The following is a 14703-nucleotide window of genomic DNA, read 5'->3' on the forward strand; positions in this document are numbered from 1 at the left end:
GCGAGACATTTATGAGCGACATCCTCGACCGTATCATCGCGGTCAAACGCGAAGAAGTCCGCGCGGCCGAACAGAGCGCGCCGCTCGAAGAGCTGCGCCTCGAAGCGTCGTCACGCGACCTGCGCGATTTCGTCGGCGCATTGCGCGCGAAACACGCGGCGGGTCTCGCCGCGGTGATCTCCGAAGTCAAAAAAGCGAGCCCGTCCAAAGGCGTGTTGCGCGAGCACTTCGTGCCGGCCGAGATCGCGCGATCGTATGAAAAGCACGGCGCGGCCTGCCTGTCCGTGCTCACCGACGTGCAGTTCTTTCAAGGCAGCGTCGCGTATCTGCAGGAAGCGCGCGCGGCCTGCAATTTGCCGGTGCTGCGCAAAGACTTCATCGTCGATCCGTACCAGATCGTCGAAGCCCGCGCGATGGGCGCGGACGCGATCCTGCTGATCGCCGCCGCGCTCGAAACCTCGCAGATGCAGGATCTCGAAGCGCTCGCGCATTCGCTCGGTCTCGCCGTGCTGGTCGAAGTGCACGACCAGCATGAGCTGATGGAATCGCTCACGCTGAAAACGCCGTTGATCGGCATCAACAACCGCAATCTGCGCACCTTCGAGACGTCGATCGAAACGACGATCGGCATGCTCGAAGCGATTCCGGAGGACCGCATCGTCGTCACGGAGTCGGGCATTCTGTCGCGCGCCGATGTGGAACGCCTGCGCGCGATGGACGTGCACACGTTCCTCGTCGGCGAGGCGTTCATGCGCGCGGACGAGCCGGGCGTGGAGCTTGCTCGGATGTTTTTCTGAGCACGGTGTCGACACACGGCACGCGGCGCACATAGCGGAGCAGATCATGGGCATGGAACGCGAAATCAAACTGGCGCTGCCGCCCGCGCAGGTGCAAGCGGCGACGCAATGGTTCGTCGCGCGCGCGGGTGGGAAAGGCCGTCCGATCAAGCTGGTGAATATTTACTTCGACACGCCCGAGCTGACGCTGGCGAGTTCGAAGAGCGCGTTGCGTCTGCGTCAAACGCCGGACGGCTGGCTGCAGACCTTCAAGACGGTGGGCAACGCCAAAGAAGGTTTGCACAGCCGGCATGAATGGGAAATGCCGGTGGCGGGCGAAAAGCTGGAGATCGATGCGTTGTTACGCGAGTGCGACGAACCGTCCGCCGCGGATGCTTTGCGTCAGGCAGCGCCCGAACTCGTCGAATTGTTCCGCACGAATTTCACCCGGACGCTGTGGCGTGTCGAAGTGGACGGCTCGGACATCGAAGCGGCGATCGATCAGGGCGACGTGTTCGCCGAGGTCGATAGCGAAACGCGTCGCGCGTCGATCTCGGAAGTCGAGCTCGAACTGAAGTCCGGCGACGAAGCCGCGCTTCACACACTCGCCGCGGAACTCGGCAAGCACATAGCCGGTCTCGCACCGGACAATATCAGCAAGGCGCAGCGCGGTTATAAGTTGCGGGCTGGTTGAGGCGACACCTTGAGCAACGCCGCGTTTGCTGCGACACTTCCCCGCCATGACCTCCGCTTCCCGTACCCGCTCCAATCCGTCGCAGGCATCGCTGTTCGGCGACGCCGCGTCCGCACCGGCCACTGACATGACGCACGCGCAGCCGCGGCAAACCAGCGCCAGCGCCGCCATGCGGCCGCCAACACTCGAGGCCCAGTTCGACGCCCTGCCGCCCACATGGCGCGCACATCTCAAACCGTTCATCGAAAGCGACGCCTACGCGCCGCTCTGCCGTTTCGTCGACGGTGAGCGCGCCGCCGGCAAAACCGTCTATCCCGCCGACGTGTTCCGCGCGCTGCGTCTGACCAGTCCTGACGAAGTGAAAGTCGTCATCCTCGGCCAGGACCCGTACCACGGCGAAGACCGCGGCACGCCGCAAGCGCACGGCCTCGCGTTTTCCGTGGCGCCGGACGTGCGCACGCCGCCGTCGCTGCGCAATATCTTCAAGGAAATCGCCGCAAGCCTCGGTCACGAGACGCCCCGTCACGGTTGTCTGGACACATGGGCGAAGCAAGGCGTGCTGCTGTTGAACACGGTGCTGACCGTGGAGCGTGATTCCGCCGCCAGCCACGCGAAACGTGGCTGGGAAAAATGCACCGACACGCTGATCCATGAACTGGCGATGCGCCATGACGGCCTCGTGTTCATGCTGTGGGGCGCGCATGCGCAAGCCAAGCGCGCGCTGCTCGGCGGCAAGTCGCATTACGTCCTGGAGGCGCCGCATCCGTCGCCGCTGTCGGCGCATCGCGGTTTTCTCGGCTGCGGGCATTTTGCGAAGGCCAACGACTATCTCGCGCAGCACGGCCGCGAACCCATCGACTGGCGCCTGCCCGACGAAGCGCAAATGCTCGCGTAAAAACCGCCGGCATCCGGCATCGCGCCACAAAGAAAAAACGCCACGGACCCAAGGTTCGTGGCGTTTTTCATTCCGGTGCTATCGACCGCATCGAAGCGGCGCAGCCAGATTTACGCAGCAGCGATCGCTTCGCGCGCGGAAGCCAGCGCGGCGCCGGCAGCGTCCGGGCCCATGTTCAGGCCTTCGGCGTAGATGAAGTTGACTTCGGTCATACCGAGGAAGCCCAGGAAGCTCGTCAGGTACGGCGTCTGGCTGTCGTTCGGCGTGCCCAGATACTTGCCGCCGCGTGCCGACACGACGTGAACCTTCTTGCCCTTCACGAGACCTTCCGGACCGTTCGCCGTGTACTGGAACGTGATGCCGGCACGGGCGATGAAGTCGAAGTACGTCTTCAGTTGCGACGAGATGCCGAAGTTGTACATCGGTGCGCCGATCACGACGATGTCGGCGGCTTGCAGTTCGGCGATCAGCGCTTCGCTGCGCGCTGCGATCGCGGCTTGCTCGGCCGTGCGTTGCTCAGCCGGCGTGAAGAACGCGCCGAGGACGGCGTCGTCCAGGTGCGGCAGCGGTTCAGCTTGCAGATTGCGGACGACGACTTGCGCGCCCGGATTCGATTGTTGCAGTTTTGCGGTCAGCTCGTTGACGAGCAACGTCGAGTTTGCGCCTTGCGAGCGGGCTGCCGAGTTGATTTGCAGGATCGTGGTCATGGTTGACTCCAGTTGGGGCGCGCAGTGTTGCGCGAATGGAGCCATTGTGTTTTTTTACCGCCTCGGGAAAAAGCCATCCGGCGGCGACGGATCGTTGCACTGGTAGAACAATCCGCCACCACGGGCCGTCCGTTGGGACGGCCCGGATGACGATCAGCTAGCCAGCCAGCGCTCGCGAGCCTTGCGCGCGGCGGGGCGCTTGTCGCTGGCGCTAAGCTTGTAGCGCGCTACCTCAGGCCCGTCCAGCTTGACTTGCGCGATGCGCAACTCGTCGCGGCGGAAGGCGTGAATCTCGACTTTCGCGCCCGGCTGGTAGCGCGCGAGCAGCCCGTCAAGATTCGAGCCCGTCACGCGCAGGCCGTCGAGCGCGATCAGCACGTCGCCGGCCGAGAGCCCTGCCTTTTGTGCGGCGCTGCCGTCATGAACCGCTGCCAGCGTGCAATCCGCGCCGCCGCGCATGCGCGCGCCGAGCGACGGCTTGGCGTTTTTGTCCACTTCGGGCGCGATTTCGACGCCGAACGGTGCGAGCAGCGTGTCGAGGGGCAGATCGCGCGTGCCGTGGACGGCTTCGGCGAACAACTCGGCCAATTTCGCGCCGGTCGCTTCCGCAAAAATCGCTTCGATCTCGCTTTCGTCGACACCGACCGGCTTGCCGCGATAGAAGTCACGGCCGAAGCGCTGCCACAGCAGACGCATCACGTCGTCGAGCGATTTGCGGTTGTTGGTCTGCGCGCGGATCGTCAGATCGAACGCGAGCGCGACGAGCGAGCCCTTGGTGTAGTAGCTGACGATCGCGTTCGGCGCGTTCTCGTCCTGACGGTAGTACTTGACCCACGCGTCGAACGAGCTTTCGGCGACGGTCTGCTTGAGACGTCCGCTGCCGCGCTGCACGCCGCCGATCACCTTGCCGAGCATGCCGAAGTAGTCGTCCTGCGAGATCAGGCCGCTGCGCACGAGGATCAGGTCGTCGTAGTAAGAGGTGAAGCCCTCGAACAGCCACAGCAGCGACGTATAGTTTTCGACGCTCAGATCGTACGGCGCGAACACGGCCGGCTTGATGCGCTTCACGTTCCAGGTGTGGAAGTATTCGTGACTGCACAGGCCGAGGTAGGTCCGGTAACCTTCGGTGAGCGCCTCGCGCCCTGCCACCGGCAGATCGCCGCGATTGCAGATCAACGCGGTTGAAGCGCGGTGTTCGAGGCCGCCATAACCATCGGTGACGGCCTGGGTCATGAATACGTAGCGATCCATCGGCGCTTTCTTCGACTTCGGCTCGAACAACGCGATCTGCGCTTCGCAAATACGCTTCAGGTCGGCGGACAGGCGCGCCATGTCGAGCCCGATCACGCGTCCGGCGATCACGATGTCGTGGGGCACGCCATGCGCCTTGAACGTCGCCAGCGCGAATTCGCCCAGCGTGACGGGATGATCGATCAGTTCGTCGTAGTTCTGCGCGCGATACTCGCCGAAACCGTAACGCTTCGTGCCGCGCGCCTCCGGCAGCGCGGTCGCGACACGCCAGTTGCGATACGCCGCGCCTTCGGGTTTCTGAATATTGACCACGCACTGCGCTTCCTCATGACCGTGCGGCGAGAGGAACACGCTCGTGCCGTTGAAAAAGCCCGTCGTATCGTCGAGATGCGCCGCGCGCACCGATAGATCCCACGCGTAGACCTCATAGCGCAACGTCAGCGCGCCCTTGACCGGCGCAGCCTGCCACGTGTGCTTGTCGGTCTTCTCGACGCGCACTTTGCGGCCCGCGTCGTTGAAGGCGCGCAACGTCACGATGTTGCGAGCGAACTCGCGCACCATGTAGCTGCCCGGAATCCACACCGGCAGCATGAAACGCTGGCCGGCCGGATCGGGATCGGCGACGGTCACGGTGACTTCGAACAGGTGAGCGGCGGGTTGCTTGGGAACGATGGTGTAGCGGATCGGCTTCATCGGCGGCGATTAGAAGAGGTGAGGCGGGGATGTTCGGGCTCGATGCGAAAGGAGGCGCACGTCGCGCCTCCTTTGTTCGTTGTGTTCCGCGTGCTCAGTGCACTGCGGACATTTCCTTGTCCAGACGGTCGGCCGGCACGGCGCCGGGCAGACGGCGGCCGTCGGCGAGGAACACCGTGGGCGTGCCGTCGACGTTCATTGCGTGGCCGAGCGCCAGGTTCTTGTCGATCGCGGCGGTGTCGCAGGTGCCGGCGGCGGTAGGCGCCTGATGATCCTGCATCCACGATTCCCAGGCCTTCGCGCGATCCGTCGAGCACCAGATCGATTTCGATTTGGCGGTCGAATCCGGCGACAGCACCGGGTACAGGAACGTGTAGACCGTCACGTTGTCGATCGACTTGAGCGACGTTTCGAGCTGCTTGCAGTACGGGCAGTTCGGATCGGAGAACACGGCGATCTTGCGCGCGCCGTTGCCCTTCACGACCTTCACCGCGTTCCCGAACGGCAGGCTCGCGAAATCGATGCGGTTGGTTTCAGCGAGGCGTGTTTCGGTCAGATTCTTGCGGGTCTTGGCGTCGACCATGTCGCCGAGCATCAGGTAATCGCCGTTCGCGTCGCTATAGACGATCTGCGTGCCGAGGTTCACTTCGTACAGGCCGGCAATCGGCGACTTCGTCACGCTCTTGATCGACACGTCGGAAAGACGCGTCTGCAGCGTGGCTTTGAGCTTGTCGGTGGTCTGGTCGGCCTGCGCGGAGCAGCCGATCGTGACGGCGGCGATGGCAAGCACGGCGGCGGCCATGCGGAAAGTTTTTTTCATCCTGAATTCCTGGTTCAATCGCGCGCCATGCGCACGCATTGCTCGTTTCCTGACGTTTCCTGTCTGACCGGAACGGCGTCCATCCGCTCATGATACCTGTGTCGCCGGCCGCGGCATGCCCGGCCGGGTGCTTCAACCCAGCGCAGCCGACACCAGCAAGCGCTTGATGAACGGCTGCGCGCCCACGAACGCCATGCCGGTATTACGCAACACCTTGGCAAACGGACCGGGAACCGAGAAGAGTTTTTGCAGCCCGTCGGTGGCGATCATCAGCGCGCGGATGTCTTCGCGGCGGGCGCGTTCGTAGCGGCGCAGCAGCACCATGTCGCCGAGATCGCGGAACGATTCCTTGCCGGCGACCGCGTCGGCGAGCGCCGCGACGTCGCGCAGGCCGAGGTTCATGCCCTGCCCGGCCAGCGGATGAATCAGATGCGCGGCGTCGCCGACCAGCGCGACGCGTGGCGCCACCAGCCGGTCGACCGTTTGCAGCGCGAGCGGGAAACCTTGCGCCGGCGTCACGCAATCGAGCACGCCGAACTGGCCGCCGGTCACGCGTTCCACTTCAGCGGCGAGTTGCGCCGGATCGAGCGCGATCAGTTGCTCCGCGTGCTCGGTGCGCGCCGACCAGACCAGCGAAACGTGGCCGTCCGGCATGGGCAGGAGCGCGATGATCTCGCCGTCCTTGAACCATTGGTAAGCGGTTTCGCCGTGCGGCTTTTCGGCCTTGAAATTGGCGACCACGCCGGTTTGCTTGTAGTCGCGCCGGTCCATCTTCGAGCCGATCTGAGCACGCACCCACGAATGTGCACCGTCCGCGCCGACCACCAGATCGGCGTCGAGCACATTGCCGTTGGCTAGCCCGACGCTCGCGCTATCCGCGGTGAAATCCAGCGCCTGAGCGCGCGTGTCGATCCAGGTGAGATTCGGCTGGAAGCGCAACGCCGCATCCAGCGCACGTTCGATCACCGACGACTCGACGATCCAGGCCAGTTGCGGCACCGAAGCCTGGAACGCGGAGAAATGCAGTTCGGCGTGCGCGTCGCCGTAGACGCGCATGTCGTAGACGGGCCCGAGCCGCGCCAGATCGAGCGCCTGCCAGACCCGCAAACGCTCCAGCAAAGCCTGTGAACTCGACGACAGCGCGTAGACCCGCGAGTCGAAGGCGACGCCGGCGGGCAGTGCCGCGCAGGGTTGCGCGAGCAGCGCCACGCGCAACCCGCCTTGAGTCAGCGCGAGCGCCGCGGTCTTGCCGACGAGCCCGCCGCCGATCACGGCGGCATCAAAGGTCTGGTGGTGTGCGTTCATCCGCGCATTATAGCCGCGGGGGTTGCGGGGGACGGATCGATGCACACGGCGTTTGAGCCCAAACAATCGCGCCGATGCTCACAGGCGACCGGCGGCCGCGTGTGCCGCGTTCGCTTCGCGCAGCCGCGTGAATTCGCGGTCGGAAGACAGGAGCCGCCAGGCGCTCGCCTCGAGGTCGCCCTTGCGCTCCCGCTGATCGCCGCGCACGGCGCAGTCCGGGAAAATGCGGTCATACACGTGCCACAGTGAATCGAAGTCGTTGGCATCGGCGTATTGGGCGATCTGCTTTTTATCGTCCAACGTCAAACGGCTGGCGAGGCAGTTGACCGTCTGCCGGTCCGAGTTCGCCTGGGCGTCGTCGAAGTTCGGCGATACCCATGACGCGATCGCGCTGCCCAGCGCGACGACAGCCACGCCCGTGATGACCCATCGTATTGTTCTCATTTTTTCCTCGGATTGGGCTCTAGCGGCCCTGAACCGGCGATTCTACAATGCGTTCGAGAAATTCTTACCTGAACCTTGCAATCGCCGATCGAGCGATGGGCGCCGCTTTCCCGCTGCCGCGTCGGTGCGCCGATCCGAACGGGTTACAATTGCGCTTTCCGTGAAAACTTGCGCCCGGTCGTCGAGCAACGCCCCGATCCGGTGTCTTGTCCCGCTCCGCTGCATTGGTCCGCCACGCCACACGCGAAGGCTTCTCGAATCCTGCACACAGCGTCGAGCGCATCACGCAACTTACTGATTCACTGAAGGATTTCCATGAGCCTCAAATGCGGCATCGTCGGCTTGCCTAACGTCGGCAAGTCCACCCTGTTCAACGCGCTGACCAAGGCGGGCATTGCCGCCGAAAACTATCCGTTCTGCACGATTGAGCCGAACGTCGGCATCGTCGAGGTGCCGGACGCGCGTCTGAAGGCGCTCGCTGAGATCGTCAAGCCGGAGCGCATCCTGCCGGCCGTGGTGGAATTCGTCGACATCGCCGGTCTGGTGGCCGGTGCGAGCAAGGGCGAAGGTTTGGGCAACCAGTTCCTCGCCAACATCCGCGAAACCGACGCGATCACGCACGTGGTGCGCTGCTTCGAAGACGAGAACGTGATTCACGTCGCGAACAAGATCGATCCGCTGTCGGATATCGAAGTGATCAACACCGAACTGGCGCTGGCCGACCTCGCAACCGTCGAAAAGGCGCTGGCGCGCTATTCGAAGGCCGCCAAGTCGGGTAACGACAAGGAAGCCATCAAGAACGCTGCGGTGCTGGAAAAGGTGCGTGCGCAACTCGACCAGGCCAAGCCGGTCCGCGCGCTCGACCTGTCGGACGAAGAAAAGGTCACGCTCAAGCCGTTCTGCCTGATCACTGCCAAGCCGACTATGTACGTGGCCAACGTGAAGGAAGACGGCTTCGCGAACAACCCGCATCTGGACGCGGTCGCGAAGTTCGCAGCGGCCGAAGGCGCGCCGGTCGTCGCCGTGTGCGCCGCGATCGAAGCGGAAATCGCCGACCTCGACGAAGCCGACATGGAAGTGTTCCTCGCCGACATGGGCATGGAAGAGCCGGGTCTGAACCGCGTGATCCGCGCCGGCTTCAAGCTGCTGGGCCTGCAAACCTACTTCACGGCTGGCGTGAAGGAAGTGCGCGCGTGGACGATCCACGTCGGCGATACGGCGCCGCAGGCCGCGGGCGCGATTCACACGGACTTCGAGCGCGGCTTCATTCGCGCGCAGACGATCGCGTTCAACGACTACATCACTTACAAGGGTGAGCAAGGCGCGAAGGAAGCCGGCAAGATGCGTGCGGAAGGGAAGGAATACGTCGTGCATGATGGCGACGTGATGAACTTCTTGTTCAACGTCTGAGTTTCTGCCTGGGCTTCGGCTTCGGCATGAGACGGCCACGGGTGAAAACCTGAGCGTTGTCGCCCGCAGCAAGTGACTTCAAGAGAGCCCGCTTTTCAAAGCGGGCTTTTTTTATTGGCCGCTAGTTTGCCTTGGAGCGCGCGCAGCGCAGCGGCAACGCGATACCGTCCCTGATCACCGCCATTCTTGCCGGTGAATCCGTGAGCACCGCATCGATGCCGAGGCACGCCGCCATGCGGTAATCGTCCGCATCGTTCACGGCAATCGCGACGATGCGCACGTCGGGCTTCTGCCGGAAGCACGCGACCGTTGCCGCCGTCCACAGCGTAGCCTGCACATCCGACCGCCCTTGTCCCAGCGTGAACTTCTCGACTACCGTCAGCGCGCGATGCAACTCGAACGCGGTCATTGCGTGTCCGGCCGGCGCATCCACACAGCCTTGATTCAGCAAGACGCGCACGAGCCGCTCACGCGTTGCATCGCGCGATTCGAACAGTCTGGCTTGCGGATACGCGGCAAAGCTCTGTTGATAATCGGCTTCGGTCGAATAGATCGATACACGCTGCCACGCGTTTTCTTCGTCGAGCACGCGCGCGACGGCTTGCGTCTGCGGCCCGGCAGGCAGCGCCTTCATGTCGAGGATGACCGGCATGTCCGCCGGCATCGCGCGCAGTGCCTCGCGTAGCGTCGGAATGCCCGAAGGATGATCACGGTATGGATACGCCTGTCCGCGGCGGAAACTCCACCCGGCATTCACGCGGGCGAGTTCAGCCGCGGTATAGGCGGACACCGGTCCTTTCGCGTAGGTCAACGCCGACAGGTCCGCTGGTCGATACAAGACCGGCACGCCGTCCTTGCTCAACTGCACGGTGAGCCACATCGCGTCGGCATGATGTTCGATCGACAGGCGGATCGCTTCGAGCGTGTTCTCCGGCGCATCGCCCGTGCCGCCTCGGTGGGCGATGATCGCCGGCAATGAACTCACCTGAGTGACGGCATCGTTGCTCCTCACTGGCGCGAGCGAACAACCGGCCAACGCCAGGCCCGCCACCCAGCTACCTGCTACCAATCGCAATGAAGAACCCAGCATCTGCAATCCTGATTAACGCACCGTGACGTAACGTACACGAATCCACGCGAGCAACTCAAACTCGTAGGCGCCGAGCAGACTAAGGCCTCGCGCGGACCGTCGCCTTCAACCACCGACTGTTTCCGTTTTGTGACACCGGTGTTAAATTGCGGCATTCGGCGCCCGTCAAAAATGGTGCACGCCGCCCGGCCACCGTCGCCGGACTGTCATCGAACACAAATAGAATCGCGCGATTCGCATCCGCGCCCGTTCCAATCTGGAGACAAATCGATGAGTTTGAAGCCGCTAATCCGTTCGCTTTCCGTTGCCGCCGTATTGAGTGTCGGCCTCAGCCAGGCGGCCCACGCCGCGACTGAAATCCAGTTCTGGCACGGCATGGAAGCCGCATTGGGCGAACGGCTGAACGACATCGCCAACGCGTTCAACGCATCGCAAAGCGACTACAAGATCGTGCCGGTCTTCAAAGGCACCTACGACCAGACTCTCGCCGCCGGCATCGCCGCGTATCGCAGCGGCAATGCGCCGGCCATCCTGCAGGTTTACGAAGTCGGCACCGCCACCATGATGCAGGCGAAGAAGGCCGTGATCCCGGTCTCGGAAGTGTTCAAGCAAGCCGGCGTGCCGCTCGATGAAAAGGCCTTCGTGCCGACCATCGCCAGCTATTACAGCGACGCCAAAACCGGCGAGCTGATCTCAATGCCGTTCAACAGTTCGACCCCGGTGCTGTACTACAACAAGGACGCTTTCAAGAAAGCCGGCCTCGACCCGAACCAGCCACCGAAAACCTGGGCCGAACTGCAGGCCGACGCACAAAAGCTGAAAGCGTCGGGCATGGCGTGCGGTTATTCATCGGGCTGGCAGAGCTGGATTCAACTCGAGAACTACAGCGCCTGGCACGGCGCGCCGTTCGCGACGAAGAACAACGGCTTCGACGGCCCCGACGCGCAACTGGAATTCAACAAGCCGCTGCAAGTCGCGCATATCCAGTTCCTGCAGAACATGCAGAAGGATGGCACCTTCACGTACGTCGGCCGCAAGGACGAACCGGTGTCGAAGTTCTATAGCGGCGACTGCGGGATCATCACCAACTCGTCGGGGTCGCTCGCCACGATCAAGAAGTACGCGAAGTTCAACTTCGGCACCGGCATGATGCCGTACGACGCGAGCGTGAAGGGCGCGCCGCAGAACGCGATCATCGGCGGAGCAAGCCTGTGGGTGCTGTCGGGCAAGGATCCGGCGGTCTATAAGGGCGTGGCGAAATTCCTCTCGTATCTGTCATCGGCGCCGGTTGCCGCCAAGTGGCATCAGGACACCGGCTATCTGCCGGTCACCACCGCCGCCTATCAACTGACGCAGCAACAAGGCTTCTACGAAAAGAACCCGGGCAGCGACACCGCCATCAAGCAGATGCTCAACAAGCCGCCGCTGCCGTACACGAAGGGCTTGCGTCTGGGCAACATGCCGCAGATCCGCACGATCATCGACGAAGAACTCGAACAGGTCTGGGCACAAAAGAAGACGCCGCAACAGGCGCTCGACGCCTCCGTGTCGCGTGGCGATGAACTGCTGCGCCGCTTCGAGAAAGCCGGCAACTAAGCGGTCGTCGGCAGGGTTTCGGTGCGCCCGCACCGGAACCCGTGCTTGCAGCAGAACCTTGGAAATCATCGATGGATAAGCGCTCCAGCTTCGGCACCAGCCTGCTGCCCTACCTGCTCGTCGCGCCGCAACTGGCGATCACGCTGCTGTTCTTTCTGTGGCCGGCCGGTGAGGCGCTCTGGCAATCCACGCAAAGCCAGGACGCGTTCGGAACATCGAGCGAGTTCGTCGGGCTCGCCAACTTCAAGCAACTCTTCGCCGATCCGCTCTATCTTTCGTCGTTCTATACGACGCTGATCTTCTGCGCGCTCGTCACGGTGTCGGGGCTCGTGATCTCGCTGCTGCTCGCGGTCTGCGCCGATCGCGTGACGCGCGGCGCCAAGACTTATCAAACGCTGTTGATCTGGCCGTACGCGGTCGCGCCCGCGATCGCCGCCGTGCTGTGGTCGTTCCTGTTCAACCCGAGCATCGGCCTCGTCACCTACGCGCTGGCCAAGTACGGCATCGTGTGGAATCACGCGCTGAACGCGGGCCAGGCGATGTTCCTCGTGGTGCTCGCGTCCGTCTGGAAGCAGGTCAGCTATAACTTTCTGTTCTTCTATGCGGGCTTGCAGGCGATTCCGCGCTCGCTCATCGAAGCGGCGGCGATCGACGGCGCCGGTCCGGTGCGGCGCTTTTTCGGCATCGCACTACCGCTCCTCTCACCGACCAGTTTCTTCCTGCTGGTGATCAACATCACCTATGCATTCTTCGACACCTTCCCGGTGATCGACGCCGCCACCGGCGGCGGTCCCGCGCAAGCCACCCGCACGCTGATCTACAAGATCTTCGCCGAAGGTTTTCAGGGGCTCGACATCGGCAGTTCCGGCGCGCAGTCGGTCATCCTGATGGTGATCGTCGTCGCGTTGACGGTCGTGCAATTTCGCTTCATCGAACGCAGGGTTCAATACTCATGATCGAGAACCGCCGCGGTTTCGACCTCTTCTGCCACGCGGTGCTGATTCTGGGCGTCGTGCTGGTGGTGTTTCCGGTGTACGTCGCGTTCTGCGCGGCGACCATGAGCGAGCACGAAGTGTTCAGCGTGCCGCTTTCGCTGGTGCCGAGCACGCATCTGTTCGAGAACATCGCGACCGTCTGGTCGCAAGGCAGCGGCAACGCGGCGGCGCCGTTCGGCCGCATGCTGTTCAACAGCCTCGTGATGGCGCTGGTGATTTCGATCGGCAAGATCGCCGTCTCGATGATCTCCGCGTACGCGATCGTGTTCTTCCGTTTCCCGTTTCGCAACCTCGCGTTCTGGCTGATCTTCATTACGCTGATGCTGCCGGTCGAAGTGCGGATCTTTCCGACCGTGCAAGTCGTCTCGTCGATGCATCTGAGCAATACGTATAGCGGTTTGACGTTGCCGCTGATCGCCTCGGCCACCGCAACCTTCCTGTTCCGCCAGTTCTTCATGACGCTGCCGGACGAATTGATGGAAGCCGCGCGCATCGACGGCGCCGGCGCCATGCGGTTCTTCTGGGACGTCGTCTTGCCGCTGTCGAAGACGAACATGGCTGCCCTGTTCGTGATCACGTTCATCTACGGCTGGAATCAGTACCTGTGGCCAATTCTGATCACGAGCCAGCAATCGCTGACCACGGCCGTGGTCGGCATCAAAAGCATGATCGCGTCGGGCGACACCGCTACCGAATGGCATCTTGTAATGACCGCAACGCTGCTCGCCATGCTGCCGCCGCTCGCAGTCGTGCTGACGATGCAGCGCTGGTTCGTGCGCGGACTCGTGGACGCGGAGAAGTAAGCGGCGCCCGTTTGAGCGAGCTTCTTCCGGCATTGAAATCACAACACCGCGCGATCCGCGGCACGTAACGAAAGGCTAAAACGGCATGGCTGCACTGACTCTGCAAGGCGTGAAAAAAACCTACGACGGCAAACAGTTCGTGTTGCACGGCATCGACGTGGACGTCGCCGACGGCGAGTTCGTCGTGATGGTCGGCCCGTCCGGTTGCGGCAAATCGACCTTGCTGCGGATGGTGGCGGGACTCGAGCGCATCTCCGATGGCAATATTTCGATCGCCGGCAAAGTGGTCAATCAGCTCGAGCCGAAGGATCGCAACATCGCGATGGTGTTCCAGAACTACGCGCTGTATCCGCATATGAGCGTGGCCGAGAACATGGGCTATGCGCTGAAGATCGCGGGTGTCGAGCGTGCGCAGATCGAAAAGCGCGTGCAGGCCGCCGCGCAGATTCTCGAACTCGAAGCGCTGTTGCAGCGCAAGCCGCGCGAGCTATCTGGCGGGCAACGCCAACGTGTCGCGATGGGGCGCGCGATCGTGCGCGAGCCGGCCGTGTTCCTGTTCGACGAACCGTTGTCGAATCTCGACGCGCGCTTGCGCGTGCAGATGCGGCTCGAAATCCAGCGCCTGCATGCGCGGCTTGCAACGACGAGTCTGTACGTGACGCACGATCAGATCGAAGCGATGACGTTGGCCCAGCGCGTGATCGTGATGAACAAGGGCCACGCCGAGCAGATCGGCGCGCCGACCGAGGTCTATGAACGGCCCGCCACGGTGTTCGTCGCGAGCTTCATCGGTTCGCCGGGGATGAATTTGCTGGAAGGCCGCGTGTCGGACGACGGCTCAGTTTTCGAAGTGGCTGGGAACGGTCCGAAGCTGCCGTTGGCCGACGTCGCGTCGATCGACCGGGAAGTCGCCAAAGGACGCGAGTGGACGCTCGGCATTCGCCCGGAGCACATGAGCCCGGGTCAGGCGGATGCGCCGCACGCGACGCTCACCGTCGATTCCTGCGAATTGCTCGGCGCAGACAATCTCGCGCACGGCCGCTGGGGCAAGCACGACGTGACGGTGCGTTTGCCGCACGCGCATCGGCCCGCGGCAGGCGAGGCGCTGCAAGTGGCGCTGCCCGCGCGGCATCTGCATTTCTTCGATCCGGCGAGCGGACGGCGCGCGAATTGAAGAGCTCGCAAAGCGCGCGTGAGGTCAGAATAACAAGCACTCGAAAGACC

General features: G+C 63.2%; 14 protein-coding genes. 8 read left to right on the plus strand and 6 right to left on the minus strand.

The window, feature by feature from the left end; all coding sequences use genetic code 11:
* Nucleotides 1-11 precede the first annotated feature (11 nt).
* The 3 genes from trpC to P0D96_RS42115 are packed head-to-tail and all read left to right on the plus strand — an operon-like array spanning nucleotide 12 to nucleotide 2365.
* The gene (gene trpC, locus P0D96_RS42105) at nucleotides 12-797 is read left to right on the plus strand and encodes an indole-3-glycerol phosphate synthase TrpC (RefSeq protein WP_408286991.1); all 786 of its coding nucleotides are present in this window, start codon (nucleotides 12-14) and stop codon (nucleotides 795-797) included.
* A 46-nt stretch (nucleotides 798-843) separates the two neighbouring features.
* On the plus strand, nucleotides 844-1470 hold the full coding sequence (locus P0D96_RS42110) for a CYTH domain-containing protein (protein WP_408319766.1): 627 nt from the start codon (nucleotides 844-846) through the stop codon (nucleotides 1468-1470).
* Between the two features lie 46 nt (nucleotides 1471-1516).
* The gene (locus tag P0D96_RS42115) at nucleotides 1517-2365 is read left to right on the plus strand and encodes a uracil-DNA glycosylase (protein WP_408319767.1); all 849 of its coding nucleotides are present in this window, start codon (nucleotides 1517-1519) and stop codon (nucleotides 2363-2365) included.
* A gap of 110 nt (nucleotides 2366-2475) precedes the next feature.
* On the opposite strand, the gene P0D96_RS42120 is transcribed toward P0D96_RS42115, so the two are convergent.
* The 5 genes from P0D96_RS42120 to P0D96_RS42140 form a co-directional block, all read right to left on the minus strand.
* Nucleotides 2476-3072 (minus strand): FMN-dependent NADH-azoreductase, encoded by a 597-nt coding sequence (locus tag P0D96_RS42120; RefSeq protein ID WP_408319769.1) that lies wholly within the window; start codon nucleotides 3070-3072, stop codon nucleotides 2476-2478.
* A gap of 153 nt (nucleotides 3073-3225) precedes the next feature.
* On the minus strand, nucleotides 3226-5016 hold the full coding sequence (locus P0D96_RS42125; RefSeq protein WP_408179104.1) for a M61 family metallopeptidase: 1791 nt from the start codon (nucleotides 5014-5016) through the stop codon (nucleotides 3226-3228).
* Between the two features lie 94 nt (nucleotides 5017-5110).
* The gene (locus P0D96_RS42130; protein ID WP_408179103.1) at nucleotides 5111-5836 is read right to left on the minus strand and encodes a DsbC family protein; all 726 of its coding nucleotides are present in this window, start codon (nucleotides 5834-5836) and stop codon (nucleotides 5111-5113) included.
* A gap of 132 nt (nucleotides 5837-5968) precedes the next feature.
* The gene (locus P0D96_RS42135; protein ID WP_408179102.1) at nucleotides 5969-7141 is read right to left on the minus strand and encodes a UbiH/UbiF family hydroxylase; all 1173 of its coding nucleotides are present in this window, start codon (nucleotides 7139-7141) and stop codon (nucleotides 5969-5971) included.
* A gap of 78 nt (nucleotides 7142-7219) precedes the next feature.
* Nucleotides 7220-7585, minus strand: coding sequence for a hypothetical protein (locus P0D96_RS42140; protein WP_408179101.1), 366 nt, complete (start codon nucleotides 7583-7585; stop codon nucleotides 7220-7222).
* A gap of 315 nt (nucleotides 7586-7900) precedes the next feature.
* Here P0D96_RS42140 and ychF point away from each other — a divergent pair, with 315 nt between their 5' ends.
* Entirely contained in the window at nucleotides 7901-8995 is a 1095-nt protein-coding gene (gene ychF / locus P0D96_RS42145) for a redox-regulated ATPase YchF (protein WP_408179100.1), read from the plus strand.
* Between the two features lie 121 nt (nucleotides 8996-9116).
* Here the strand turns inward: ychF and P0D96_RS42150 are convergent, their stop codons facing one another.
* Complete coding sequence (locus P0D96_RS42150) at nucleotides 9117-10085, minus strand: glycerophosphodiester phosphodiesterase family protein (RefSeq protein ID WP_408179099.1); 969 nt, start codon at nucleotides 10083-10085, stop codon at nucleotides 9117-9119.
* Between the two features lie 270 nt (nucleotides 10086-10355).
* On the opposite strand from P0D96_RS42150, the gene ugpB reads away from it, so the two are divergent.
* The 4 genes from ugpB to P0D96_RS42170 all read left to right on the plus strand — a co-directional run bounded on the left by ugpB (nucleotide 10356) and on the right by P0D96_RS42170 (nucleotide 14653).
* The gene (gene ugpB / locus P0D96_RS42155) at nucleotides 10356-11681 is read left to right on the plus strand and encodes a sn-glycerol-3-phosphate ABC transporter substrate-binding protein UgpB (RefSeq protein ID WP_132376782.1); all 1326 of its coding nucleotides are present in this window, start codon (nucleotides 10356-10358) and stop codon (nucleotides 11679-11681) included.
* 71 nt (nucleotides 11682-11752) lie between these two features.
* Entirely contained in the window at nucleotides 11753-12637 is an 885-nt protein-coding gene (gene ugpA / locus P0D96_RS42160; RefSeq protein ID WP_408179098.1) for a sn-glycerol-3-phosphate ABC transporter permease UgpA, read from the plus strand.
* The gene (gene ugpE, locus P0D96_RS42165) at nucleotides 12634-13479 is read left to right on the plus strand and encodes a sn-glycerol-3-phosphate ABC transporter permease UgpE (protein WP_007180267.1); all 846 of its coding nucleotides are present in this window, start codon (nucleotides 12634-12636) and stop codon (nucleotides 13477-13479) included. Before ugpA ends, ugpE begins: the two co-directional genes overlap by 4 nt.
* An 85-nt stretch (nucleotides 13480-13564) precedes the next feature.
* Nucleotides 13565-14653 carry a sn-glycerol-3-phosphate import ATP-binding protein UgpC gene (locus P0D96_RS42170; RefSeq protein ID WP_408286981.1) on the plus strand — a complete coding sequence of 363 codons (1089 nt, stop codon included), beginning with the start codon at nucleotides 13565-13567 and terminating at the stop codon, nucleotides 14651-14653.
* The last annotated feature ends 50 nt before the right edge of the window (nucleotides 14654-14703 follow it).

The sequence above is a fragment of the Paraburkholderia sp. RL17-347-BIC-D genome, assembly GCF_046027915.1.
Lineage (GTDB): Bacteria > Pseudomonadota > Gammaproteobacteria > Burkholderiales > Burkholderiaceae > Paraburkholderia.

What these genes read in the sequence shown, in the direction of transcription:
- P0D96_RS42110 (WP_408319766.1), top strand. Translation starts at nt 844, where the DNA reads ATGGGCATGGAACGCGAAATCAAACTGGCGCTGCCGCCCGCGCAGGTG.
- P0D96_RS42150 (WP_408179099.1), bottom strand. Translation starts at nt 10,085, where the DNA reads ATGCTGGGTTCTTCATTGCGATTGGTAGCAGGTAGCTGGGTGGCGGGC.
- P0D96_RS42115 (WP_408319767.1), top strand. Translation starts at nt 1,517, where the DNA reads ATGACCTCCGCTTCCCGTACCCGCTCCAATCCGTCGCAGGCATCGCTG.
- ychF (WP_408179100.1), top strand. Translation starts at nt 7,901, where the DNA reads ATGAGCCTCAAATGCGGCATCGTCGGCTTGCCTAACGTCGGCAAGTCC.
- P0D96_RS42140 (WP_408179101.1), bottom strand. Translation starts at nt 7,585, where the DNA reads ATGAGAACAATACGATGGGTCATCACGGGCGTGGCTGTCGTCGCGCTG.
- trpC (WP_408286991.1), top strand. Translation starts at nt 12, where the DNA reads ATGAGCGACATCCTCGACCGTATCATCGCGGTCAAACGCGAAGAAGTC.
- ugpA (WP_408179098.1), top strand. Translation starts at nt 11,753, where the DNA reads ATGGATAAGCGCTCCAGCTTCGGCACCAGCCTGCTGCCCTACCTGCTC.
- P0D96_RS42135 (WP_408179102.1), bottom strand. Translation starts at nt 7,141, where the DNA reads ATGAACGCACACCACCAGACCTTTGATGCCGCCGTGATCGGCGGCGGG.
- ugpB (WP_132376782.1), top strand. Translation starts at nt 10,356, where the DNA reads ATGAGTTTGAAGCCGCTAATCCGTTCGCTTTCCGTTGCCGCCGTATTG.
- P0D96_RS42120 (WP_408319769.1), bottom strand. Translation starts at nt 3,072, where the DNA reads ATGACCACGATCCTGCAAATCAACTCGGCAGCCCGCTCGCAAGGCGCA.
- ugpE (WP_007180267.1), top strand. Translation starts at nt 12,634, where the DNA reads ATGATCGAGAACCGCCGCGGTTTCGACCTCTTCTGCCACGCGGTGCTG.
- P0D96_RS42130 (WP_408179103.1), bottom strand. Translation starts at nt 5,836, where the DNA reads ATGAAAAAAACTTTCCGCATGGCCGCCGCCGTGCTTGCCATCGCCGCC.
- P0D96_RS42170 (WP_408286981.1), top strand. Translation starts at nt 13,565, where the DNA reads ATGGCTGCACTGACTCTGCAAGGCGTGAAAAAAACCTACGACGGCAAA.
- P0D96_RS42125 (WP_408179104.1), bottom strand. Translation starts at nt 5,016, where the DNA reads ATGAAGCCGATCCGCTACACCATCGTTCCCAAGCAACCCGCCGCTCAC.